The organism is Edaphobacillus lindanitolerans (assembly GCF_900156305.1).
GTDB lineage: Bacteria > Bacillota > Bacilli > Bacillales_A > Planococcaceae > Bhargavaea > Bhargavaea lindanitolerans.
The window spans coordinates 113134-135519 of sequence record NZ_FTPL01000005.1; the positions used below are offsets into that span (position 1 = coordinate 113134).

22 protein-coding genes are annotated in these 22386 nt (G+C 54.2%); 17 read left to right on the plus strand and 5 right to left on the minus strand.

The genetic code is table 11. The features are described 5' to 3' along the window. Window positions 1-32: 32 nt before the first annotated feature. Window positions 33-602, plus strand: a complete 570-nt coding sequence (locus B0B07_RS14190; RefSeq protein ID WP_076759945.1) for a thioredoxin family protein — start codon at window positions 33-35, stop codon at window positions 600-602. Window positions 603-831: 229 nt separating this feature from the next. Further along, window positions 832-1770, plus strand: a complete 939-nt coding sequence (locus B0B07_RS14195; protein WP_076759947.1) for a diacylglycerol kinase — start codon at window positions 832-834, stop codon at window positions 1768-1770. A gap of 510 nt (window positions 1771-2280) precedes the next feature. Here B0B07_RS14195 and B0B07_RS14200 read toward each other — a convergent pair. Next, window positions 2281-2709 (minus strand): NUDIX hydrolase, encoded by a 429-nt coding sequence (locus B0B07_RS14200; protein WP_076759948.1) that lies wholly within the window; start codon window positions 2707-2709, stop codon window positions 2281-2283. 403 nt (window positions 2710-3112) lie between these two features. Here B0B07_RS14200 and B0B07_RS14205 point away from each other — a divergent pair, with 403 nt between their 5' ends. From B0B07_RS14205 to B0B07_RS14235, 8 genes are all read left to right on the plus strand, one after another. Beyond that, the gene (locus B0B07_RS14205) at window positions 3113-4480 is read left to right on the plus strand and encodes a cytochrome ubiquinol oxidase subunit I (protein ID WP_076759950.1); all 1368 of its coding nucleotides are present in this window, start codon (window positions 3113-3115) and stop codon (window positions 4478-4480) included. Then, window positions 4477-5505: a cytochrome d ubiquinol oxidase subunit II gene (locus B0B07_RS14210; RefSeq protein ID WP_076759952.1), complete on the plus strand. Its 1029-nt coding sequence runs from the start codon at window positions 4477-4479 to the stop codon at window positions 5503-5505. Before B0B07_RS14205 ends, B0B07_RS14210 begins: the two co-directional genes overlap by 4 nt. A gap of 22 nt (window positions 5506-5527) precedes the next feature. Further along, on the plus strand, window positions 5528-5653 hold the full coding sequence (cydS, locus tag B0B07_RS15515) for a cytochrome bd oxidase small subunit CydS family protein (RefSeq protein ID WP_268753131.1): 126 nt from the start codon (window positions 5528-5530) through the stop codon (window positions 5651-5653). Between the two features lie 753 nt (window positions 5654-6406). Continuing rightward, the gene (locus B0B07_RS14215; protein WP_076759953.1) at window positions 6407-6937 is read left to right on the plus strand and encodes a hypothetical protein; all 531 of its coding nucleotides are present in this window, start codon (window positions 6407-6409) and stop codon (window positions 6935-6937) included. A 53-nt stretch (window positions 6938-6990) separates the two neighbouring features. Further along, window positions 6991-7527: a hypothetical protein gene (locus B0B07_RS14220; RefSeq protein WP_076759955.1), complete on the plus strand. Its 537-nt coding sequence runs from the start codon at window positions 6991-6993 to the stop codon at window positions 7525-7527. Window positions 7528-7582: 55 nt separating this feature from the next. Then, window positions 7583-8089, plus strand: coding sequence for a hypothetical protein (locus B0B07_RS14225; RefSeq protein WP_144264370.1), 507 nt, complete (start codon window positions 7583-7585; stop codon window positions 8087-8089). A 306-nt stretch (window positions 8090-8395) separates the two neighbouring features. Continuing rightward, window positions 8396-9760, plus strand: coding sequence for a 23S rRNA (uracil(1939)-C(5))-methyltransferase RlmD (gene rlmD, locus B0B07_RS14230; protein WP_076759959.1), 1365 nt, complete (start codon window positions 8396-8398; stop codon window positions 9758-9760). 69 nt (window positions 9761-9829) lie between these two features. Beyond that, on the plus strand, window positions 9830-10243 hold the full coding sequence (locus tag B0B07_RS14235) for a VOC family protein (protein WP_144264371.1): 414 nt from the start codon (window positions 9830-9832) through the stop codon (window positions 10241-10243). An 83-nt stretch (window positions 10244-10326) separates the two neighbouring features. Here B0B07_RS14235 and B0B07_RS14240 read toward each other — a convergent pair whose 3' ends face one another. Continuing rightward, window positions 10327-11199: a LysR family transcriptional regulator gene (locus B0B07_RS14240; protein ID WP_076759963.1), complete on the minus strand. Its 873-nt coding sequence runs from the start codon at window positions 11197-11199 to the stop codon at window positions 10327-10329. 227 nt (window positions 11200-11426) lie between these two features. Here B0B07_RS14240 and B0B07_RS14245 point away from each other — a divergent pair, with 227 nt between their 5' ends. From B0B07_RS14245 to B0B07_RS14255, 3 genes are all read left to right on the plus strand, one after another. Beyond that, window positions 11427-12017, plus strand: a complete 591-nt coding sequence (locus B0B07_RS14245; protein ID WP_076759965.1) for an ankyrin repeat domain-containing protein — start codon at window positions 11427-11429, stop codon at window positions 12015-12017. Between the two features lie 70 nt (window positions 12018-12087). Next, complete coding sequence (locus B0B07_RS14250) at window positions 12088-13311, plus strand: amidohydrolase family protein (protein WP_076759967.1); 1224 nt, start codon at window positions 12088-12090, stop codon at window positions 13309-13311. A 21-nt stretch (window positions 13312-13332) separates the two neighbouring features. Beyond that, a complete protein-coding gene (locus B0B07_RS14255) occupies window positions 13333-14559 on the plus strand; it encodes an amidohydrolase (RefSeq protein WP_076759969.1) in 1227 nt (408 codons plus the stop codon). 242 nt (window positions 14560-14801) lie between these two features. Here the strand turns inward: B0B07_RS14255 and B0B07_RS14260 are convergent, their stop codons facing one another. Both B0B07_RS14260 and B0B07_RS14265 read right to left on the minus strand, forming a co-directional pair. After that, window positions 14802-16175: a sensor histidine kinase gene (locus tag B0B07_RS14260; protein ID WP_076760092.1), complete on the minus strand. Its 1374-nt coding sequence runs from the start codon at window positions 16173-16175 to the stop codon at window positions 14802-14804. Between the two features lie 8 nt (window positions 16176-16183). After that, on the minus strand, window positions 16184-16885 hold the full coding sequence (locus tag B0B07_RS14265; RefSeq protein WP_076759970.1) for a response regulator transcription factor: 702 nt from the start codon (window positions 16883-16885) through the stop codon (window positions 16184-16186). A gap of 152 nt (window positions 16886-17037) precedes the next feature. Here B0B07_RS14265 and B0B07_RS14270 point away from each other — a divergent pair, with 152 nt between their 5' ends. The 3 genes from B0B07_RS14270 to B0B07_RS14280 are packed head-to-tail and all read left to right on the plus strand — an operon-like array spanning window position 17038 to window position 19998. Further along, window positions 17038-17805 (plus strand): ABC transporter ATP-binding protein, encoded by a 768-nt coding sequence (locus B0B07_RS14270; protein WP_076759971.1) that lies wholly within the window; start codon window positions 17038-17040, stop codon window positions 17803-17805. Beyond that, window positions 17792-19645 (plus strand): ABC transporter permease, encoded by a 1854-nt coding sequence (locus B0B07_RS14275; protein ID WP_076759973.1) that lies wholly within the window; start codon window positions 17792-17794, stop codon window positions 19643-19645. The genes B0B07_RS14270 and B0B07_RS14275 overlap by 14 nt, the downstream gene beginning before the upstream one ends. Before the next feature lie 2 nt (window positions 19646-19647). Beyond that, on the plus strand, window positions 19648-19998 hold the full coding sequence (locus B0B07_RS14280; protein ID WP_076759975.1) for a YxeA family protein: 351 nt from the start codon (window positions 19648-19650) through the stop codon (window positions 19996-19998). A 111-nt stretch (window positions 19999-20109) separates the two neighbouring features. Here B0B07_RS14280 and B0B07_RS14285 read toward each other — a convergent pair whose 3' ends face one another. Then, the gene (locus B0B07_RS14285; protein WP_076759977.1) at window positions 20110-21726 is read right to left on the minus strand and encodes a thiamine pyrophosphate-binding protein; all 1617 of its coding nucleotides are present in this window, start codon (window positions 21724-21726) and stop codon (window positions 20110-20112) included. A gap of 193 nt (window positions 21727-21919) precedes the next feature. On the opposite strand from B0B07_RS14285, the gene B0B07_RS14290 reads away from it, so the two are divergent. After that, entirely contained in the window at window positions 21920-22330 is a 411-nt protein-coding gene (locus tag B0B07_RS14290; RefSeq protein WP_076759978.1) for a DUF1259 domain-containing protein, read from the plus strand. Window positions 22331-22386 lie beyond the last annotated feature (56 nt).

Consider the following 22386-nt stretch of genomic DNA (forward strand, 5'->3'; position numbering starts at 1 on the left):
CAATCCGTACAATTTAGGAAGGAGGGGATAGCATGAAGACGGAACAGCAGTATTTCGAAGAGGGGATTCCGCTCGGGACGTACATGGAAGGCATGACGACCCACAAGGAAAACAGCCAAAAGGTCTATGAAGGATTCAAAATGCCGCAGGGTGATGAGTTCATCGGGCTCTTGCAGGAGAAGAAGCCGCATATCCTCGTCATCACCGAAGACTGGTGCGGGGATGCGATGATGAACAATCCGATCCTGCGCCATATTGCGGAAACTGCCGGAATCGATGCGCGTGTCGCATACCGGGACGCGGACACGGAACTGATCGATCGCTGGCTGACTAACGGGGGCCGGTCGATCCCGGTTTATCTGTTAATGGATGATGCCGGCGAGGTTCTTGCGAAATGGGGGCCGCGGGCGCCGCAGCTGCAGGAGTTTGTCATGGAGCAGAAGAACTCCCTGCCGCCCAAGGAGGATCCGTCCTTCGAGGAAAAGCAGAAGAGTATGTATGCTTCGATGATGGAGCAGAATACGTCAAACGGGGATTTCTGGCTCTGGGTATATGAAGATATCCGGAAAACGTTCATGGCCGCCCTTCAGAAACAGGACTGACGGGACCGGCCCGGCAAGGCGTTCATCTCCAAAGGATTGGACGTGCGTTCAATTCATGGACTTCCCTGGGAAATGTTTGCGGGTTGCGAATTTGGCCCGGCAGGAATAAGATGGAGATTAGGGGGAGCCGGACGTGGGTCGGCTCCTTTTCGTGGGGACCGGAACATCCGTATCCCCGGGGCGTCATATGAAGCAACAGAGAATTTTGTAAAGCGAGAGGACAGTCCAGATGAAACGTGCACGGATCATTTATAACCCGACATCGGGGCGGGAAATTTTCCGGAAGCATCTCCCAGAGGTGCTTGTCCGGCTGGAGAAGGCTGGATATGAGACATCCTGCCATGCGACGACTTGCGAGGGAGATGCGACAGAAGCGGCGAAGCGAGCGGTCGAGCGGGGATTTGAGACGGTCATTGCAGTCGGCGGTGACGGGACGCTGAATGAAGTCGTGGCCGGCATCAGCAGCTTTGACGAAGAGAAGCGCCCGGTCATCGGCCTGATCCCGACCGGGACGACGAACGATTTTGCCCGGGCCGTCCATATCCCCCGCGATATCGATGAAGCGCTCGATATCATCATCGCCGGCGAAACGATCCCGGTCGATGTCGGCGTGGTCAATGGCCGGCATTTCATCAATATTGCAGGCGGCGGCAAGATCACCGAACTGACATACGAGGTGCCGAGCAAGCTGAAGACGGTGCTTGGACAGCTGGCGTACTATTTGAAGGGGATCGAGATGCTGCCGTCGATCCGGGCGTCCCAACTGCGCGTGGAATATGACGGCGAAGTGTTCGATGATGAAGCGATGCTGTTCCTCGTCGGATTGACCAACTCGGTCGGCGGGTTCGAGAAACTCGCGCCTGGCGCGAGCATCAATGACGGCAAGTTCAGCATGTTCATCCTGAAGAAGTGCAACATTGCCGAATTCATCCGCGTTGTCTCACTTGCACTCCGGGGGGAGCACGTGAATGATCCGCTCGTCGTGCATGCGAAGCCATCGAAGATCAAGGTGACGTCCGACGAGAAGGTCCAGCTCAACCTGGACGGAGAATTCGGCGGTCTGCTGCCGGCCGAATTCACAAACCTCCCGCGGCATATCCGCATGTTTGTTCCGCTCGACCAAATTCCGGAGAAGGACCGGGTGCACGCGGCAGGGATGATTGACTGAATGAATGAACGCACGCTCCCGTAGGGGGGCGTTTTTTTGTGTTGGATCCTCAATCCAGGCCGGTCGTCACGGTGAGAAGGGCTCAACCAGGCCGAAATGGACGTTATTCAATTCCTGGTTGAGTGGAGGTAGGGATTCGGGAGGGAAAGGTAGTGACTCGTTCACAAAAGGTAGTGACTCAACCGTGATAGGTAGCGGTTCGCACGCGTTTGGTAGGGACTCGTCGTCCGAGCTGTTTTCTTGAGCCTCCTATGCTCTCTGCCGGGCCTCGCCTGGCTGTATGTTAAGCAAGAGGGCCTGTAGGTTAAGAAGGAAAGGCTGTATGTTAAGCAAGAGGGGCTGTAGGTTAAGAAAGAAGGGCCGTAGGTTAAGAAAGTCCCTCTCTAAGTTAAGTTACGCCCACCCTCAACCTTTAAGGAACCAAAAAAAGGCGGGATTGCGAACCGATTTACGGTTGCAATCCCGCCTCTTTAGTAGACCCCGATGGATTGGATAGGAGTCCTTTTCCTGTTAAAGCGCATCAAGCGCCATGTCCTGCCTGCCTGCGAGTTCCGGGATGTGCTCGACCGGCGTCCAATGGAGCGCAAGCACTTTGCCCCGGTCCTTTCCGCGTCCGGTGACGATATGTTCCCATTCCTCCGGTCCCTTGCCGGTGTATTTGAGCTGGAAAATGTTGCGTTCATATTTGCGGTCCCGGTGCCTCGGGAAAAATGTGTTTTTCGCCAGTTTGCCGACGAGGACGAGATCGTTCTTCGAAATGCCCGTCTCTTCCTCAATCTCCCGGTAAAGGGCGTCCATCAGCAGTTCTCCGCGATCGATCGTCCCGCCGGGTACTTGTGCGCCGGATTCGGGATGGTTCTTCTCGGTATAGACGAGCAGCTGCTGGTCCGGCCCTTCTCCGCGTGTGATATATGCCAGTACTTTTCTTCTTAGTTCCATGGCCGGCACCTCCTGTAAGTTGATTTAATCAGTATACCAAATGATCCGAACATTCTCAATGCTATTGTCATAAATTTGTCACTGGACATCCACCGATTTGTCATGGCGTTTCCACGTTTCCGACATCATTGCACGTTAGCGGCTCTCTGTCTCGGGGTATAATAGTGGGAGACAAGGAGGGGCGCCGATGTACAAGAAACAGGAACGGTGGCTGATGTGGCTGGCCTTTGCAGTGGGCGCCATCATGCTGCTTTCAATAGTCGGCAGGATTTTCGGCGGCTGAGCCCCGGATGACGCGGGCATAGAGAAGAAGCCGGAACTGCCTGGTTTATATACCCGGATTATCGGACCGAAAAACCCGGTCAGATCCTTATTCGTTCCACTATGAAGGAGGGAAACCTGCATGGGCAATGAAGAAGCGGTGTTCTTTTCACGGGCACTCACCGAGCTGACCCTGAGCTTCCATATCATTTATGCGACAATCGGTGTCGGCGTCCCGCTCATGATCATGATCGCCCAATGGGTGGGCATCAAGAAGAACGATGAACATTACATCCTGCTCGCACGCCGGTGGGCACGCGGGTTTGTCATCACGGTGGCGGTCGGTGTCGTCACGGGGACCGCGATCGGTCTTCAGCTCTCGCTTTTATGGCCGAACTTCATGGAGCTCGCCGGACAGGTGATCGCGCTGCCGCTGTTCATGGAGACATTTGCATTTTTCTTCGAGGCAATCTTCCTCGGAATTTACCTGTACACTTGGGACCGGTTCGACAACCAGAAAAAGCACCTGCTGCTGCTCGTCCCGGTCGCACTCGGAGCCTCGTTCTCCGCGGTGTTCATTACAATCGTCAACGCATTCATGAACGCGCCGCAAGGGTTTGACATCGTCGACGGGAAACTCGTCAACATCCGGCCGATCCTGGCCATGTTCAACCCGGCGATGCCGACAAAAGTGGCACACGTCGTCGTGACCGCCTATATGACCTCGGCGTTCGTCCTCGCCGCAATCGCCGCGTTCCGTCTGCTTAAGGGTTCGGATCATATTTATCACAAGAAGGCCCTGCATCTGACCGTGAAGCTCGGACTCGTCTTTTCACTCGGCGCGCTGCTCATCGGTGACCTGTCCGGCAAGTATTTGGCGGAGTACCAGCCGGAGAAACTCGCTGCAGCCGAGTGGCACTTCGAAACGGAAGGCGAGGCGCCGCTCATGCTCTATGGCGTGCTCGACGGCCAGGAAGTGAAATACGCGATCAAGATCCCGTTTGCGCTCAGCATCCTCGCCCACTCGAATCCGATGGCGGAAGTGAAGGGGCTGAATGAGTATCCGGCCGATGAAATTCCGCCTCTCTACATTCACTACCTGTTCGATACGATGGTCTCGATCGGCATGCTCATGATTGCCGTTTCCGGCCTGTACTGGCTCGGCAGCCGCCTAGGCTGGGCCTTCATCCGCTCCCGGTGGTTCCGCTGGATCCTCTTTGCAGGAGGGCCGCTGTCGGTCCTCGCCGTTGAGGCCGGCTGGTGGTATGCGGAAGTCGGCCGGCAGCCTTGGATTCTCCGGGGGATCATGAAGACGCCGGAGGGGGCGACTACGAGCGGACAGGTGGATCTCATGCTGTATCTGTTCGCCCTGCTGTATCTCGTCCTCGGCGTCGGAAGTGTCGTCGTGCTGCGCAGGATGTTCCGCCGCAATCCCGTGGAACGGGAAATCGCGGACCGCGAAGCGGAGCGCATCGCTGAGGAGAAAGCGAAAGGCGGTGACCCGGCATGACCCTGGAGATCCTCGGAATTTCGGTGCTTTGGACATTCCTGTTCGGCTACCTGATTGTTGCCTCGATCGATTTTGGGGCAGGATTCTTCAACGCCTATAGCGTGCTCACCGGGAAGGAGCGCATCCTGACGAATGTCATCCAACGCTATCTGTCCCCGGTTTGGGAAGTGACGAACGTGTTCCTCGTGTTCTTCTTCGTCGGCATGGTCGGCTTCTTCCCGTCCTCGGCGTACTACTACGGGACGACACTGCTCGTACCTGCGAGCCTGGCGATCATCCTGCTCGCAATCCGCGGATCATATTATGCGTTTGAAACGTACGGCGCCCGCGGCCATAAGGGCTACTCATTCATGTACGGTGCAGCCGGGCTCCTGCTTCCGGCCTCGATGTCGATCGTACTCACAATTTCCGAAGGCGGCTTTGTCGATATCGTCGGCGGCAATCCGGTGCTCGATTACCGCGCGCTGTTTACGAGTCCCCTAACCTGGTCGATCGTCGTCCTGAGCCTGGCGGCCGTCCTCTACATCTCGGCGGTGTTCCTCACCTGGTATGCGAACAAGGCAGGTGACCGGGAAGCGACGGACCTGCTCCGGAAGTATGCGCTCATCTGGTCGCTTCCGACGATCATCACGGCCGGCGGGATTATCTGGGAACTGCGTGCGCATAACCCGGAACACTACGCCCGACTGCTTGAATTCGGATGGATGTTCGCCGTCTCGGCTATTCTGTTTGTCGGCACGGTCTGGCTGCTCTGGAAACGCCGAAACTATGGGCTCGCCTTCTGGATGCTGTTCGGCCAGTTCGCCTTCGCCTTCTACGGATACGGCTTCTCGCATTACCCGTACTTGCTGTACCCGCACCTGACGATCTACGACAGCTTCACGAACCCGGCGATGGCGACCGCCCTCATCGTGGCATTCATCCTCGGGCTCTGCCTGCTCGTCCCGTCACTCTACCTGCTCCTGCGCCTGTTCCTGTTCAACAAGGACTACGTGAAGGGCAAAAAGAGCGACGAGCACGCCTGACGGAAATGAAGGAGGAAACCGCATGAACGAATTTCTCATCTTCTACGCCCCGTTCATCGTCCTGATCGGCGTGATCATCGCCGCCTTCGTCATCTCTCCATTTGATGACGCGGTGACGAAAGGACCGAAGGAACGGAAGAAAAAATAATAGCGAAGTGAACCGCCCCGGCGAATGTGCCGGGGCGTTTTTTTTTGTGAGGCCGGGTGCGGCTTCGATTGCGAAGAGGACGGTTTTATCTATTCGCGGGGGGATTCTATCTATTCGGGGGACGGTTCTATCTATTCATGGGAGGATTCTATCTATTCGCGGAGGCAGCGATTGATTGACCTGCCGACGTCATGAAACGAATGAGACCAAATGATGTGCGCGTGGGTGTAAAGGTGACCCAAGTGGAGTCGTTCGTTGTATGAGTGGGAGCGCATACCCGGTGAGTGGGTTCGTCACGCTCCGCGAGCTCTGGGGTTGTATACATTCCTCTATATCCTTCTTCTGTCGGTTCTCACGTGGGTCATGCTTAAAAAGCAAAAAGTGGCCATGCCCTAACTATATAAACGGACAAAAGACGTTGTGTTCCGACGTCTTTTTTTCTGCATGTCGGTCAAGATGCCTTCAAAGACGCGAGGCCGCAATAGCGTCGGAACGCCATTCCGTATGCCCCAAAGCAAGACGGAAAACGACGGGGATCTTTCGGTACCTGCCGTTTTTCCTGCACCTTCATTCCTTTTACTTTGTTATGATAAAAGTAACTGAATTGGAAAAGGGCTGCGGAGCGGGTAAGGCTGGCAGACTGGCGTGCAGGAACGCGAAACGGCATCTGGCTCGGTGCAAAGAACCGGGTGCAATGGTCTGACTGTAGCCGATGCTGTTTTCCTCGTCCGTTCTGGATTGGAGAGTGGAATGATGAAAAAAGAGTGGGCATTGGTCAAGCTGATGTTGTTTGTGATGATCTTTCTGGCTGCCTGCACCGGTTCGGAAAGCGGGAATGGCATTGAACCGGCTGATGAGTTTGAGACGTATAAGACTGAAGGAATCGAACCGCTTTATGAGCGATCGTTGAAGCTTGCCGAAATGAGCGGACATTTTAATTCCATGATCGCCGAAACGGAAAACGCCCGGACCTATATCATTGACGAGATGATTCCATATGCAGAAGAAACAAAAGAACTTGCAGAAAATTTACAGGATGAGCTGGTTACTAAAGAAATTCAAGATGTGAATAAAGTCACGAACGAACAACTGGATCTGATGATTCAATCTTTCAACAAACAAGCGGAATTTTTAGAGCTCCATATTCCGCCTGTCAGCGATGGATCCTACGCCAAGTCCGAAGAGGTGTATGCTGAAGTCATGGAACTGCAAGAACAGATCGATGAAAAAACAGCAGAGTCCAATAAAAAAGTTGAAGATCTTGAATCAGAATATGGGTCTTGAATTGAAATGAAATGTTACATATGACGATGGAAATTGCAGAGGGAAGGCTGATCATGGAAAAACAACCATCATATCTAAAATTAACGCTTATGTTGTTTTTGATAGGGTTACTCACCGCCTGCAACAGTGGCAACGGAGCAGAATCAAAGAATATCAGTGTGGAAATAGAATTTGATGAATATAGAGAGAATGTCCTCGAGCCTCTGGATGAGCGATCAATTAAGATTGCAGAAATGCTCAACCATTATGCATCCATCGTCGAACAAACCGAGGAAGCCCAGCGCTATCTGGAGGAAGAAGTGATTCCGTTTATGGAAGAAACCAAAAAAATCGCTTCTGAAGCCCATGATGGACTGGTGAATGAAGAGATCAGGGAACTGAACGAGACGACTATCGAGTATGTGGATCTGAATCTCGATTCACTTCGGAAGACCGCAGGCTTGTCGGCACTCGAACTTGAACCGGCGACCGAAGAAACGTACCAAAAGGCCGTCAAGCTGAATGAGGAGAACATAGAGTTGCAGGAGAAAATCGATCAAACTGGAGAGGAAATGGACCGGCAAATTGACGAACTTGTGAATAAACAATGATTTAGGCTTTATGACTGGCACAGCGATTAAAAGAGCGGTGAATTGGAGGTGCATCATGAAAAAATTAATCCGACTAATGGTGCTGTTGCTGGTCGTTGCACTTGCGGCCTGCAGCAGTCCGGGGATCGCCGCCGAATACAAGGAATACAAAGACGAGGGCATCACCCCGATGTACCAGAATTCCATGGAACTGATCATGATGGGCAATCAGATGAATTCCATGCTGGACAATCCGCAGCAAGCGGATCAATACCTAAAAACAGAAATGATCCCGATGCTCGAGGAATCGAAGGCATTGTCGGAAGACTGGCAAGGCCGGCTGACCCACGAAGAGCTCAAGGAACTGAACGGGCTGAAAGACAAAGAACTGGGCCTGCTGATTGATTCCTTTACGAAGCTCTCCGAGTTACTGGAACTGACCGCCGATCCTGGTGAAGACTTTGAACAGAAAACGGCTGAACTGTCCGGGGAAATCAGCGATAAGCAGGAGCAGCTCGAGAAAATCACGGATGAGTATACAGCCAAGTATGAGAAATTGGATCAAGAATACGGATCTGAGTAACCGACCGAAGCCCGGGCAGCGATGATTCCCGGGCTTTTTTACATAAGAGTTGAAATGCTCGATTACCCCGGGAAGGAAAAGGGCTGGTCTTTTCTGTTCTGTTCTGGGGAACACAGTGAGCCCCGGATCGGGTTTGCCCCCAAAAGACAAGCTCACTGAAACGTGAACTGCTTATTCAAGGGGGAATCGATCCGTTTTCAACTCAGGCAGCCAGACAAGTAGTGAGGCCCGGGTACCGCCAGCTCTGCTTTCCCCAGCTTTTCTGGTAAAATGAAGGCAACAGCCCTATTACGGAGGAACCCATCCATGACTTATGCAGTCCAGCAGAACGACCGGCTCACCGCCGAAATCATCGACCTCACACATGACGGAGCGGGGGTCGCGAAAATCGGCGGCTATCCGCTCTTCATTCCCGGTGCCCTGCCGGGGGAGACCGTCGAATTCAAAGTGACAAAAACACTCAAGAAATATGGCTTCGGCAAGCTCCTGAACGTGCTCGAGGCGTCCGAATCCCGCGTCGAGCCGCCTTGCCCCGTGTTCCCTGAATGCGGCGGCTGCCAGATCCAGCACCTGTCGTACGACGGGCAGCTCGAGCGGAAGCGCAAGATGGTCCGCGACGTGATGGACCGGATTGCAAAATTGCCGGACGTCCCGGTCCATCCGGTAAAGGGGATGGAGCACCCGTGGCGCTACCGCAATAAATCCCAGATTCCGTACGCCGAGCGTGACGGAAAAGTCGTCGCCGGATTCTTCCGGAGCGGGACGCACTCGATCATGGACACCGAAACATGCCTCATCCAGTCGACCGAGGCGGACGTCGTCATGCGCACGATCAAGCATGGCCTCCATGAACTCGGCATCAAGGCATACGATGAGCACAAGGACAAAGGCTTCCTTCGGCATGTTGTCATCCGTACAGGGAAGGCAAGCGGCGAAACGATGGTCGTCCTCGTCACGCGCAAGCGCAAGTTCCCGCAGCGGGATGCCGTCGTCTCGCTCATCCAGGGCGTGCTGCCGGACGTCACATCCATCATCCAGAACGTCAACGACCGGAAGACGAACGTCATCATGGGCGATGAAACGATCCCTCTCTATGGTCCGGGAGTGATCACCGATGAAATCGGCGGCATCCGGTTTGAAATCTCCGCACGCTCGTTTTATCAGATCAACCCGGACCAGACGGAAGTGCTCTATTCCCAGGCGCTCGAGTATGCGAACCTCACAGGCGATGAGTCCGTCATTGACGCCTACTGCGGCATCGGCACGATCTCCCTCTTCCTCGCGAAGAAGGCGAAGGAAGTGTACGGGGTCGAAATCGTCCCGCAGGCGATCGAAGACGCGAAGCGCAATGCGGAAGTGAACGGCTTTGCGAACACTCACTTTGAGGCCGGCGCTGCCGAAGACGTCATCCCGCGCTGGTACAAAGACGGCAAGCGATTCGACGTCCTCGTCGTCGACCCACCGAGAAAAGGCTGCGACGAGCACCTGCTCCGCACCATCCTCGACTACCGTCCGAAGCGCATCGTCTACGTGAGCTGCAACCCGGCCACACTTGCCCGCGACCTGCGGATCCTCGAGGACGGCGGCTACAGGACGAAGGAAGTCCAGCCGGTGGACATGTTTCCTCAGTCGAGTCATGTGGAAGCCGTCACATGGCTGGAATTGAACTGAACACAACCCATTAGGGCAATCATTCCTCTTGGATGAACGTTTTGAAAAATGTTGAGTGGGGGGATTTTGTTGAGCGCTCTGTTACAGAGAGTCGGAACGATCTATATTCCAGTTGCTGACCCGGAAAAAGCCTCGAAGTGGTATCAGGATATGCTGGGGGCAGTCGAGAACTTTAGAAATGAGGATCAGGCGATTCTTGACCTTGCGAATCAAAGCTTTTTTTGCGTAAAGGCCAAGGCAGGGGAGAGTTCCGGTTTTATTGACCATTACGGAAACCAACATTTTTCAGTAACCTTTGAAGTGGATGGACTCGGACAACTAAGGGAACTTCATTCCTCTTTAGCTTCAAAAGGAGTCGCCGTAGGGAAGATTGAAGACCGCGGGCATCCTGGTTACAATTTTGTTTTCAGCGACATCGATGGGAATAAGTTTGATGTATGGAGCGAGTTAAGTTCCGTATTTAAAGAAAAATTCGGTGTTTAAATGGCCCGCTCCTGCGCTCGCCCTCATTTCTCCGCATTAGAAAAAACCGGCTGACTTCCTGCAGGAAGGTCAGCCGGGTTTTTTCATATTTTCATCATCTCTATAAAATTCTGCGCGGCTTTGGACAGGGTGTGATCTTTGAGCCAGATCAGTCCGACGGAGCCGGTCAATCCATCGGCGTCGGATAGCCGGTAAGCATGGATGGGATAGCCCTGATATCGGTCCAGCAGCGTTTCCGGGACGATCGAAGCGGCAAAGCCTGCTGCGGTGAGATCCATCAGGAGGCTGATGTCCGAGCATTCTCCCACAACAACAGGCTGCATTTTGGAGCGGGAAAAGGCTTCCAATATCAAATAGTGCACGCCCAGTCCTTCTGTGCTCGGAAACAGGAGGGGTTCCTGCCCGATATCAGCAAGTGAGATGTCGTGCCCCCATGCGTCCTGTTTCGTTGAAGTGATGAAATAAAAGGGCTCATTGCACAGATGCAGCACCGTGAAATCATCCACTTTCAGCGGCAGCCGGATGAACGCCAGCTCCACGACCCGGTCCCGGACCAATTGGCAGAGATGGGCGGATTCATTTTGCTGGATCTTGTACGTGATGTTCGGGAACCGTTCTTGGAACTGTTCCAGTATGCGGGGCAGCCCCGCAACGGAAAAGGTGTTGACGCCGATGGCCAGTTTTCCGTGCACGCCCTTGCTGACATCCATGACCTCTGTTTTCGTTTCTTCCATCAACTGAACGATCTGCAAAGCGTTTTTATAGAGGGCTTTTCCCGCCTCGGTCACCTCCAGAAACTTGCCGCTTCTCTCCACTAACTTGGAACCGAGTTCCTCTTCCATCGATTTCAGCTGCTGGCTTAAAGGCGGTTGGGACATATGGAGCCTCTTCGCCGCAGCCGAAATTTTCCCTTCTTCCACGATCGCAATAAAATAGCGCAGTTGCCGGATATCCATCCTCCGCCTCCTCTGGTGCATATGATAAAGATTGCAAAAGCTTATTTTTTTAATATTTTTCATATAGTCGTCCTCATGATAGCCTAATGTCAGAGGGGGTGCACGCGATTAGGACACTGAGCGCAATCGTCATCAGTTTGCTTGCCGTCGCAGTTGCCGGATGCAGCACCGCTCCGGACAATGAACACAGTTTACCCGTACAATCAGAAAAAAAGGATGGTGGGGATTTGGAACAGAAGCTGATAACTGCAGCGGCAGAAGGGGATACGAAAGCGGTTTTGGAGTTGCTGGAAGCGGGCGCCCCGATTGATGCAACAGATTCCGACGGAGTGACGGCCGTCATGGCGGCAACGCAGAGAAATGAAGTTGACACGGTCAGGAAGCTGATCGAACGGGGAGCCGACATCGATATCCGAAATCACCGGCAGGATAATGTGCTGTTGTACGCAGGAGCAGAAGGATTGCTTGAGATCGTCCAGCTTGCCCTGGAGGCCGGTGCCGATCCTGCATTGACCAATCGTTACGGCGGCACGGCGCTCATCCCGGCTTCGGAACGCGGTCATGTGGCGGTCGTGGAAGAGCTCCTGACGAACTCGGAGATCGATGTGAACCATCTCAATGACCTGCATTGGACCGCGTTGCTGGAGGCGGTGATCCTAGGCAACGGCGGGCGGGACCATCAAAAAATCGTCCAATTGCTCGTTGATCACGGGGCGGATGTCGACATCGCCGACCGGGACGGGATAACGCCATTGCAGCATGCCGAGCGCCATGGATATGAGGAAGTCGCCGGCATTTTGAAGAAGGCAGGGGCATAAATCCACCTGGAAGCCCGACAGGCCGCTGGAAGAATGCAATCGCAAAGACATCATGTTAAGGAGGGACAACATGACCGGACGACATTACTGGATAACGAATGTGACATTGGAGACAGGATATGAATTTGAACAGGATTCCGTAACCGGAACAAACACGGCATTGTTTCATGTAAGGATCGAAGAGGGGACAATCCAAGAAATCATCCCCGGGGAGCAGCCGTTGCATACGGAACTGCCTGAGCTGGATGCCAACCAGTACTTAATGCTTCCTTCATTCAGAGATATGCACATCCATCTCGACAAAACGTACTACGGGGGTCCTTGGAAAGCGCCGACCATTCCGGCAAAAGGGATTCTTACCCGGCTGGAAGAAGAGGAAGAATTGCTTCCGCGCCAGCTGCCCGTTGCCGAGGAACGGGCGAAGCACTTGCTGGATCTTCTGGCAGGCAACGGGTCGACGCATATCCGCACCCACTGTAATGTGGATCCGTTCATCGGACTCAAAAATCTCGAGGCCACAATGCGTGCGGCAGAAGCGTACAAAGGGAAGGCTTCGGTCGAAGTGGTCGCCTTCCCCCAGCATGGCCTGCTCCGGAGCCAGTCGGTTTCACTCGTCCGGGAAGCTTTGCGAAACGGCGCCACCCTCGTCGGCGGTGTGGATCCGGCGACGATCGACGGAAACATAGAGAAGTCATTGAATACCGTGATGGATCTGGCGGTGGAGGCCGATGCAGACATTGATCTTCACATCCACGATCCGGGTCATCTTGGCATTTTCACATTCAAGCGATTGGCCGCTTTGACGGAGGAAGCGGGATGGCAGGGGAGAGTGACCATCAGCCACGCACTCGCACTTGCGGACGTCCCGCTTGAAGAAGCGGCGGAAGTGGGGGAAATGCTTGCCTATCATGGGATATCGATCGCTTCGTCGGTTCCCGTCGGACGAACGATTCCCATTCCGCTATTGCGTGAAAAAGGAGTCAGGATTTCCCTTGGGGATGACAGCATCACGGATCACTGGTCCCCGTTCGGGAAAGGGGACAGCCTGGAGAAGGCGGGAACGTTGGCGGAGCGCTTCAGGCTCAGTGATGAACGTTCGCTCGGACAAACACTGGGTTATATCACGGGCGGAACAACGGCCTTGCATGAGGATGGCCGCAGGAATTGGCCACAGACAGGCGACACCGCGGATTTCGTTTTCGTAGATGCCGCTTGTTCGGCAGAAGCCGTCGCAAGGAGAGCGGACAGAGTCGCCGTCTTCTTTAAAGGGGACCTGGTTGCCGGCACATTGTAAAAAAATTAAAGGAGCGATCATATGCATACTGCCTATTGGCTGACGAATACAACATTGGAAACCGGTTATCAATCTCATCAAGGTGTCGTGACCGGTACCGATACTGCGCGCTTTCATCTGTTGATTGACGGCGGGCACATTTCAAAAATCATCCCTGACTCCGAAACGATCACGGATGATCTTCCGCAAAAGGATGCAAACGGCTTGCTGATGCTCCCGTCCTTCATCGAAAAGCATTGCCATCTGGACAAAACGCTGCTCGGTGACCGGTGGCGTCCGGTCACGCCTGTGAAGAGTATTTTTGACCGCCTGGAAATCGAGAAGGACGTCCTGCCTTCGTTGGAGACGACCACACAAGAGCGTGCGGAAACGCTGCTCACCCGTTACGTGGAGTCCGGTGTGACTCATGTGCGGACCCATGTGGACATTTATCCGGAAGCAGGCCTGAAGAATCTGGAGGAAGTCAAAAAAGCGCTGCGTACATTCGAGGGGAAGTTAACCTATGAAATCGTCGCGTTTCCCCAGCATGGACTGCTGCGCACGGATGCGAAAGAGCTCGTCCGAGAAGCCCTTCGCGAAGGGGCGGACTTTGTAGGCGGTGTGGACCCGGCGACTGTGGACGGCGACATCGAGGCTTCCCTCCAGCAGATGGTCGAGCTTGCCGCAGAGGGCAATGCGGGGATCGACCTGCACTTGCACGACGCCGACCACCTCGGGATTTTCACGATGAAGCGACTGGCCCAATTAACGAAAGAAGCCGGACTCCGAGGAAAAGTCGCAATCAGCCATGCGTTCGGCCTCGGGGACATCCCGCTGGCCCAGGCGGAAGGGATGGCGGACATCCTCGCTGATGCCGGAATCACAATCATTACGAGCGTGCCGATCAACCGCAAGTTCCCGCCCGTCGGACTCCTGCACAAGAAGGGGGTATCGGTGGCAGTCGGGTGCGACAACATTTTTGATGTCTGGTCCCCGTTCGGAAACGGAGACATCCTGGAACGCGCAGGTCGCCTCGCCGAAATTTCAGGATGGACAGACGAACGTTCATTGGCCCAGACCCTGTCCTTCATCACGGATGGAAAAACACCGCTGAACCGCGAAGGGGAACAAGTGTGGCCGAAAGCGGGAGACGAGGCAAGCGTCGTCCTGGTGGACGCCACCTGCTCTGCGGAAGCCATCGCCAGAAGGTCGAGGCGGGTGCTGACGATGCACAAAGGAGAAATCACATCAGGTTCTCTTGTACGATAAAAAGAAGACGCGGTGACCGATGTTTCGGCCACCGCGTCTTTTTTTGTGTTTCCTAATTCAATCGATTCGCGTCGTGATTCGGTCTGCCCAAGGGGAGAATTGGTCGATTCACGCCGTGTTTCGGTCTACTCGAAGAGTGTTTCGGTCTGCTCAAAGGGAGAATCGGCCGATTCGCCGCCCGAAACGGATCTTCAGACCAGAAATCACTCCTGATCAAATCCCCCGATTCGCCGGCCCCTTAACTAAAGCAAAACCTCCACTTTCGTGCCTTTGCCGATCTCGCTCGTCAGGGTGACGCTTCCTCCGTGGGCTTCGATGATGTCTTTGGAGATGGCAAGGCCGAGTCCGGTCCCCTCGATGTTCTCCGTATTGGATCCCCTGTAGTAGCGGTTGAAGATTTGTTCGATGTCCTTCTTGGCGATGCCTTTGCCGTTGTCCTCGATTGTGATCCCGGTTTCCGTGACGGAGACGGTGATTTCGGTGTCCGGATCGTTGTGGACGATGGCATTGTTGATGAAGTTCAAAATGGCCCGTTTCATCAGATGCCGATCGATTTGCCGCATCGAATCTTCTCCGCTGCTTTTGAATGTAATGGCGTGTTCGCTGTATTTCGAGTCGTTCAATACTTCGATGACCAGCTCGCGGACGAAGCGTTCCAGCCGGGTGCCCTCGCGGTTGAGCGGCATTTCCTGATTGCGCAGCCGCATCGTCAAATTGAAGTCATCCAGCAGTTCCTTCATATAAATCGATTTCTGTTCGATGATTTCCGCATAATCCGCGCGCTCCGATTCCGTGATGTCCGGCTCCTTCAGTAATTCCGAAAATCCCTGGATGGAGGCGAGGGGCGTCTTCAGGTCATGTGAGACGTTGCTGATCCATTCTTCCCGCATCTTCTCCAGCTTCCGGCGCTCTTCCTCATGGGCCTCCAACGTTTCGGAAACGGCATTCAAGTTTGAAAAGACCGGCTTGAAAATACCATGGCGGGTCGTCTTCTGAACGGAGAAATTCCGCTTTTTCAGTTGGCTGATCCGGTCGATCATGTACGAAACCGGTTTCGTGATGATCGAGCTGAACAGCAATCCGATGAGCATCGCGATGAGCAGGTCCGCAATCGTAATCCACATGATTGCCTTTGACACATAGGTGGTGACGGACTGGGCATTAAACATGATGACGAAGCGTTCTTCCGCGGAATGTTGGACACCCAGCAGATAGCTGTAATCTTCAAATTGGCCAATATAATGGGTCGTGTACTGTTCATCCAGGTATTTGTATTTGTGTACAAGTTCCACGGGACTGTAGTGCGAAGGGGCTTCATCGGGTGCCAGGGCTGAGGTGACGACCTGCCCGTTTTGGTCCAGCACCTGCAGCCATCCCCCAAATTTCTTCAGTTCTTCGATTCCCTTTTCTGAAATGGCGGGTTGTCCGTTTTCCATCGACAGGTATTGGGAAAATTGCCGCGTGAACGTTTCTCCGGTTTCATCCGACAAGCTGTCATTGCCGTGGGTCTGCTGGTAAGCAAGCAAGCCGAGGAGGACAAGCAGATTGACGAAGATGACGACAAACACGATGAACAATATCGAGATCAAATATTGGACTGTCAGTTTCCACTTCATCAAAACACCTATTTCGAAATGAATTTATAACCTAGCCCTTTTACCGTTGTGAGATGGACGGGCTTCGACGGGTGATCTTCAATCTTTTCGCGAAGGCGCCGGATATGGACCATGAGCGTATTATCCGCCCCGAAGAAGTCTTCTCCCCAGACCCGCTGGAACAGCGTCTCTTTGCTGAGGATCTGGTTCGGATGATGCAGGAAGCAAGCCATCAGGCCGATTTCCTTTGCCGTCAGTTCCAATGGTTTGCCGTCTTTCATCACTTCGGTTTCCGACTCATCCATCGTAAACGGGCCGACAGAGATCTTTTTGGGCTGTGCGGCCATCTCTTCCTCATAATAGCCTGCCCGCCTCAGCTGGGCTTTCACCCTGAACGCAACTTCCTTCGGGCTGAATGGCTTCGTAATGTAATCATCGCCACCGATGGCAAGACCCAGGATTTTATCCGTCTCGTCGGATTTCGCAGACAGGAACAAAATCGGAATCCGGGAAACTTCCCGAATGCGTTTGCATAAATCATAGCCGTCCCCGTCCGGAAGCATGATGTCCAAAATGGCGATATCGGGGGAGAACGTCTGGAATTGCTCCCAACCTTCACGTGCGGTTCCCGCCGTTTCAATTTCAGAGAACCCTTCCTTCATGAGTGCAGTTTTTATCAGAAGACGCAGATCGCTTTCATCATCCACGACCAGGACCCGTGGCTTCTCCAATTCATTCACTCCCTTTCGCACCGGGTGTTTCTTTGCTCAAGTATAAATCAAATTACCGTGATCCGCCGGATTTAAGGATAATGTAAGACCGGAGTTAATTTGGGTTAAGGTTCGCTCGGTATAGTGAAGGCATACGAAAGAGGTGCTGACATATGGAGCCATTGCTGCTCGTGAAAAACGTTGAGAAAAGCTATAAGAAGAGCGTCAATACAGCCAAAGCGCTTGAACAGGTTTCATTTGAAATTGATCATGGAGAGTTTGTCGGGGTCATGGGGCCTTCAGGCGCGGGGAAATCGACGCTGCTGAACGTGCTGGCGACGATCGATACGCCTACTAACGGAGACATTTTCATCGGGAGAGACAATATCGCGAAAATGGACGAGGAGAAGCTCGCAGATTTTCGGCGTGACCATCTGGGGTTCATCTTCCAGGACTACAATCTGCTGGACTCCCTGACCGTCCGGGAAAATATTTTGCTCCCGCTTGCCATCGCAAAGAAGAAACCGGCGGAAATTGCAAAGCGCGTCGATGAGATCGCTGCGACATTCGGCATTTCGGATCTGCTTGATCAGTACCCGTACCAGATTTCTGGCGGGCAGCGGCAGCGCACCGCCGCGAGCCGGGCGTTGATATCGAATCCGAAAATCATCTTCGCGGATGAGCCGACCGGCGCACTCGATTCGAAGTCGGCGACGGACCTGCTTGAGAGCATGAGTTCCCTGAATGAGCAGCATGAGACGACCATCATGATGGTGACACACGATGCCTATGCGGCAAGCTTCTGCCGCCGGATCCTGTTCATCAAAGACGGCCGGCTGTCCAAGGAGATCACACGCGGCAATCGGACGCGCAAGCAGTTTTTCCAAATGATCCTCGATGAGTTGGCTCAAATGGGTGGTGCAGCAAATGACGCTATTTGACCTGGCGCTGAAAAACATCCGCCGCAACATGAAGAACTACTCGCTGTACATCGGGTCCACCGTCTTTTCCATCCTGATTTATTTTACGTTTGCCACGTTGAAATATAGTGGGGACATCGGCGGCATGGCCGAAGCATCGAAACAGATCCAGGCGGTGATGGGGGCGTCGGCGTTTGTGCTCATGGTCTTCGTCGCGATCTTCATCGTGTATTCAAACTCGTTCTTCATGAAAAAGAGGAAGAAGGAAGTCGCGCTTTATTCCTTGCTGGGCGTCCGCAAGAAGTCCATCGGGTTCCTGCTGTTCTTCGAAAACATGGTGATCGGACTCGTATCGCTCATCATCGGCGTGGTCCTCGGATTCCTGCTATCCCGCGGATTGCTCTCCATTCTCCTGAAGCTGATGGGCATGGAGGTCGTGGCGGGATTCACCTTCTCGATGGATGCGCTCATCAATACATGCCTTGTATTTTTCGTGATTTTCCTGTTCACATCTCTTTTGGGATACCGCATCATCTACCGCTTCAAGCTGATTGACCTGTTCCATGCGGAGAAAAAGGGCGAGGAAATCCCGAGGGTGAGAGTGATCACCGCGATTGCCGGCGTGGCGTCGCTCGCGGCCGCATACTATATTGCACTTCAGGATGTTCTTGAGTCTGAAGTGTGGAGACTGCTGGGCATTGGCACGCCGCTCGCCGTCATTGCATTGACGGTGCTGGGCTCGTATCTTCTGTTCGACAGCGTATTGGTCTATGTGCTGTCCGTCCTGAAAAGAAATCCGCGCTGGGCCTGGAAAGGGCTGAACCTCATGACGGCCTCCCAGCTGCTTTACCGGATCAGGGGGAACGCGAAAACACTGACGATCATCACGGTGCTAAGCGCCACGACGATCACTGCTGGCGGCGCGGTATTCGGGGTTTATTACAACGCCGAAAAAGACGTCCAGAAAATGACTCCCTACACATTCATGTGGGAAGGGCAGAAGCAGGATATCGACCCGGCCATCGTCGAGTCCCAAACATCGTTCAACAGCAAACTGCTCCGCCTGCCGTACGATGAGACCGAAATGGAATATGCCGTGATCGATGAGTCGACTTTCGATGAATTGGCGAAGAACCTGGAGTGGACCGATATACAGAAGCTCCATCGGGATGAGGTCTTTGCAATCGACGGCTTTTATGATGAACGCTGGTCGGATAAATTGGAGTCCGTCACGATCAACGATACGGATTATCCGGTCGCCCATTTCTACGAACAGGCACCGTTCAATACAGGGACGCTCGGATCAACGGCGATCGTCGTGCCGGACGAACTGTATGGAGACATCCAATCGGAAGAGAAATTGGTGCAGGCCGTCCAGGTCTCGGACTATAAAAAGCGGGCTGACCTGTCGGACAAACTGGCAGCCGCTACGGACAACTTCTCCAGCAGGACTGCGGATTACAAGGCTGTCGTGGAATCATCGGGTGCGCTGCTCTTTGTCGGAAGCTTTTTGGGGCTGGTGTTCCTCGTCGCAACAGGAAGCATCATTTTCTTCAAAATGATGACCGAAGCGGAAGAGGATAAAAGCAAATATGCGGTCCTCCATAAAATCGGCGTATCGAACGCCGACATGAAAAAGACCATCCGGGGCCAGATCGGCATCATCTTCGCCGTTCCGCTCGCCCTTGGCCTCATTCACGGGGGCGTGGCGCTGGCATCCGTTTCCAATCTGCTGTCGATGAACTTCCTCGTACCGGTCATCATCTGGATGGCGGCCTACACGCTGATCTATGGAATCTACTATTTTGCCACTGTACGGAGCTTCAACAAAACCATCAGAAGAGAATATATGGAGGGCTGATCATGAAAAAAGGATTGATTGCAGCAGGTGTCATCGTGGTCGTATTAATCGGCGCCGTTGTCACGGTCGGAAGACTGGACTTCAACCGGATGGGAAAAGGGAACGCCTACTATCAAATCGGCGAGCCTTCTTCAGTGGAAGAAGATAAACTGGATTCCGGTGAAATCATGAAACGATATGTGTACACGGGCCCGGCCTACGAAGAGAATGGAAAAGAGATCGACGTGGAGTTCACGGCAATGAAACAGCTGCGGGAAGGCGCTTATCTGAAGCTGTATTTGAATAAAGACAAAGAAGTCACCTCCTATGATGAAGTGCAGCAAGCAGACATTCCGGAAGCGGTGAAATTCTGATCGACGGAGAAGGCCCGGCCACACAATTGTGGGCGGGTCTTTTTGATTTGCACGGATTTCCCGATCACAGAAAAGAAAAGCGGCCGCCGATGCTCCAGCCGCCGTTTCTGTTTATTCTGTTTCGGGGAAGAACTCCCGGGCCGTTCGAATATCAACGAGTGACGGGCCGTCCGAATGCAGCGCTTGTTCCAGCACCGGCTCCAGCTCATCATCCGATCCCGGCCGGAATGCTTTCCAGCCGCATGCTTCCGCCAGCTTCACGAAGTCGGGGTTCGTCAGGTCGGTTCCGGTGCCCTTTGCGCCGAGGACTTTGAGTTTGTCGACTTCCATCTGCAGCGATCCGTTGTTCAGGACCACCACCGTGATATTGAGTCCGTATCTGGTGGCGGTCAAAAGATCCGCGAGCACCATCTGCAGCCCGCCGTCCCCCACGATCGCCACGACCTGCTTGTCGGGGCTGACCAGTTTGGCCGCCATGGCGGCGGGCAGTCCGAAGCCCATCGTCCGCCAGTATCCGGAGAATACGGTCGTCTGGTTTTTCTGGCGGAAATTGCGGTTTGTCCAAACGGTGTTGTCTCCGGTATCCAGCGCAAGCACAGCGTCCGGAGCCACCGTACGGTCGAGGGCACGCATGATCCGCGAAGGATGGACGGGAAAGCCTTCGGTGCCGCCTTCCTGTTCGTTTTGTGTGGCCCATTTCTCTTTGACGTCCCGGCAACGGCGCATCCAGTCGTCGGAACGGGAGAATCCTTCCAGGCTGTCCGCCAGGATCGGGAGGACCTCCTCCGCTTTGCCGGTGATGCCGATTTCAACAGGAATGTTCTTTTCGATCTGGTTGAAGTGCGGGTCGATCTGGATCACCCTGGCGTCCGTCGGCACATGCCCTTCAGGCCACCAGGTCGTGCCCGCGAGAAGGACGACATCCGCTTCTTTGAATAGATCTGACGCATGCGGATTGCCGCCTTCGCCGATGCCCTGGAGCATGTGGGGGGAGTCGTCTTCTACGAGCCCTTTTCCGCCCAGGCTGGCCAGGATGCCGGCGCCCCATGACTCAGCGAGCTTTTGAAGATCCTGTGCGGCACCGGCAGCCCCGGACCCCGCCAGGATCATCGGCCGTTTCGCGGACTTCATCACCGCGGCGGCGCTTTCCAGGCTCTCTTCCGTAAAGACGGAGGCCCCTTCGATCACGTCGGGCAACGGCCGAGGCTTGGCGCTCGCATTTGCCATGAACAGATCCTTCGGTACGGACAGATGGGTGACTGCACGCTGACCGAGTGCGGTCCCGACCGCTTTTTCCAGCAGGTCAAGCGCTGCATCAGGGCTCGCCAGGTTCGCAGAATACGCAGCGAAGGGCTTTACGAGATCCTGCTGATTGATGAACTGCGGAAAGGCCGTGCCGATCTTGTCGGTCGGGGCCTGTCCGGTGAGCGCCAGGACAGGGGCCCGGTCCGCATGCGCATCCCCCAGCCCGTTGAGCAGGTTCGTCGCCCCCGGTCCCATCGTCGCCGTGCATACGCCAAGGCCCCCGGTCAGTTTTGCTTCAGCGGATGCCATGAAGGCAGCGGTGGATTCATGTTTGCATGCGATGAACTCGATCTCATCTTGTCCGGCCAGCGCGTCGATGAGGCCGAATGTGGCGTCGCCCACCACACCATAGATCCGTTTCACGCCGTATAGGGACAGCTGGTGAAGCATCAATTCCGCCACGGTTTGCCCGGTTTTCGCCACAACAGATAACCTCCTCCATGAATGGTGCCGTTTCCATTAGTTCTTCCACCAATGATGGCCGGACAAACTCGGAACGAAACACCACTATCCCTGATCACTTCTCAGGGACCCCGGAACGTCCTGTCACGCACAGATCCCGGAAGGCTTCCGTATGCTGTATTAATCAAGCGGAATATGCAAAGGGGACGATAAAATGATGATGGACGATCAGCTGTGCAGGCAATTCGGACAGATTCTCAACGGGCAGGGCAAGCCGGAAAAAGGAGGATGCTCGGTTTCTCTGCACCGGGCATTCGAAACGACCGTGCAAGGGAAAAAAAGCACCCGCGTCATGCCGGCCGACGTGTCGTTCGAATCCCTCGATCCGCATGGCCATGCACTGAATCTGGCGGAGGTGGCCGTTCTCCAGGAGGAGATTCCTGCATTCATCCAGGCATTGTCACAGTACGGGCTGACCATCAGTGCGGTCCACAATCATTGGATCTTCACAAAACCATTGATCATGTATGTTCATATTCAGTCAGTTGAGCCCCCTCTCGACTTCGCAAGGAAGATCGCGTACGCTTTCCAGTTCTTGAGCAGTGCACCTATTTCGGATCACTGATCCCCCGGGCATGCGGGCAGGCCGGATCCGGATGATTTCGTTGACCTGATCTGTAC

What these genes read in the sequence shown, in the direction of transcription:
- B0B07_RS14290 (WP_076759978.1), top strand. Translation starts at nt 21,920, where the DNA reads ATGATGATGGACGATCAGCTGTGCAGGCAATTCGGACAGATTCTCAAC.
- B0B07_RS14195 (WP_076759947.1), top strand. Translation starts at nt 832, where the DNA reads ATGAAACGTGCACGGATCATTTATAACCCGACATCGGGGCGGGAAATT.
- B0B07_RS14240 (WP_076759963.1), bottom strand. Translation starts at nt 11,199, where the DNA reads ATGGATATCCGGCAACTGCGCTATTTTATTGCGATCGTGGAAGAAGGG.
- B0B07_RS14260 (WP_076760092.1), bottom strand. Translation starts at nt 16,175, where the DNA reads ATGAAGTGGAAACTGACAGTCCAATATTTGATCTCGATATTGTTCATC.
- B0B07_RS14270 (WP_076759971.1), top strand. Translation starts at nt 17,038, where the DNA reads ATGGAGCCATTGCTGCTCGTGAAAAACGTTGAGAAAAGCTATAAGAAG.
- rlmD (WP_076759959.1), top strand. Translation starts at nt 8,396, where the DNA reads ATGACTTATGCAGTCCAGCAGAACGACCGGCTCACCGCCGAAATCATC.
- B0B07_RS14255 (WP_076759969.1), top strand. Translation starts at nt 13,333, where the DNA reads ATGCATACTGCCTATTGGCTGACGAATACAACATTGGAAACCGGTTAT.
- B0B07_RS14205 (WP_076759950.1), top strand. Translation starts at nt 3,113, where the DNA reads ATGGGCAATGAAGAAGCGGTGTTCTTTTCACGGGCACTCACCGAGCTG.
- B0B07_RS14220 (WP_076759955.1), top strand. Translation starts at nt 6,991, where the DNA reads ATGGAAAAACAACCATCATATCTAAAATTAACGCTTATGTTGTTTTTG.
- B0B07_RS14200 (WP_076759948.1), bottom strand. Translation starts at nt 2,709, where the DNA reads ATGGAACTAAGAAGAAAAGTACTGGCATATATCACACGCGGAGAAGGG.
- B0B07_RS14190 (WP_076759945.1), top strand. Translation starts at nt 33, where the DNA reads ATGAAGACGGAACAGCAGTATTTCGAAGAGGGGATTCCGCTCGGGACG.
- cydS (WP_268753131.1), top strand. Translation starts at nt 5,528, where the DNA reads ATGAACGAATTTCTCATCTTCTACGCCCCGTTCATCGTCCTGATCGGC.
- B0B07_RS14215 (WP_076759953.1), top strand. Translation starts at nt 6,407, where the DNA reads ATGAAAAAAGAGTGGGCATTGGTCAAGCTGATGTTGTTTGTGATGATC.
- B0B07_RS14225 (WP_144264370.1), top strand. Translation starts at nt 7,583, where the DNA reads ATGAAAAAATTAATCCGACTAATGGTGCTGTTGCTGGTCGTTGCACTT.
- B0B07_RS14210 (WP_076759952.1), top strand. Translation starts at nt 4,477, where the DNA reads ATGACCCTGGAGATCCTCGGAATTTCGGTGCTTTGGACATTCCTGTTC.
- B0B07_RS14280 (WP_076759975.1), top strand. Translation starts at nt 19,648, where the DNA reads ATGAAAAAAGGATTGATTGCAGCAGGTGTCATCGTGGTCGTATTAATC.
- B0B07_RS14275 (WP_076759973.1), top strand. Translation starts at nt 17,792, where the DNA reads ATGACGCTATTTGACCTGGCGCTGAAAAACATCCGCCGCAACATGAAG.
- B0B07_RS14250 (WP_076759967.1), top strand. Translation starts at nt 12,088, where the DNA reads ATGACCGGACGACATTACTGGATAACGAATGTGACATTGGAGACAGGA.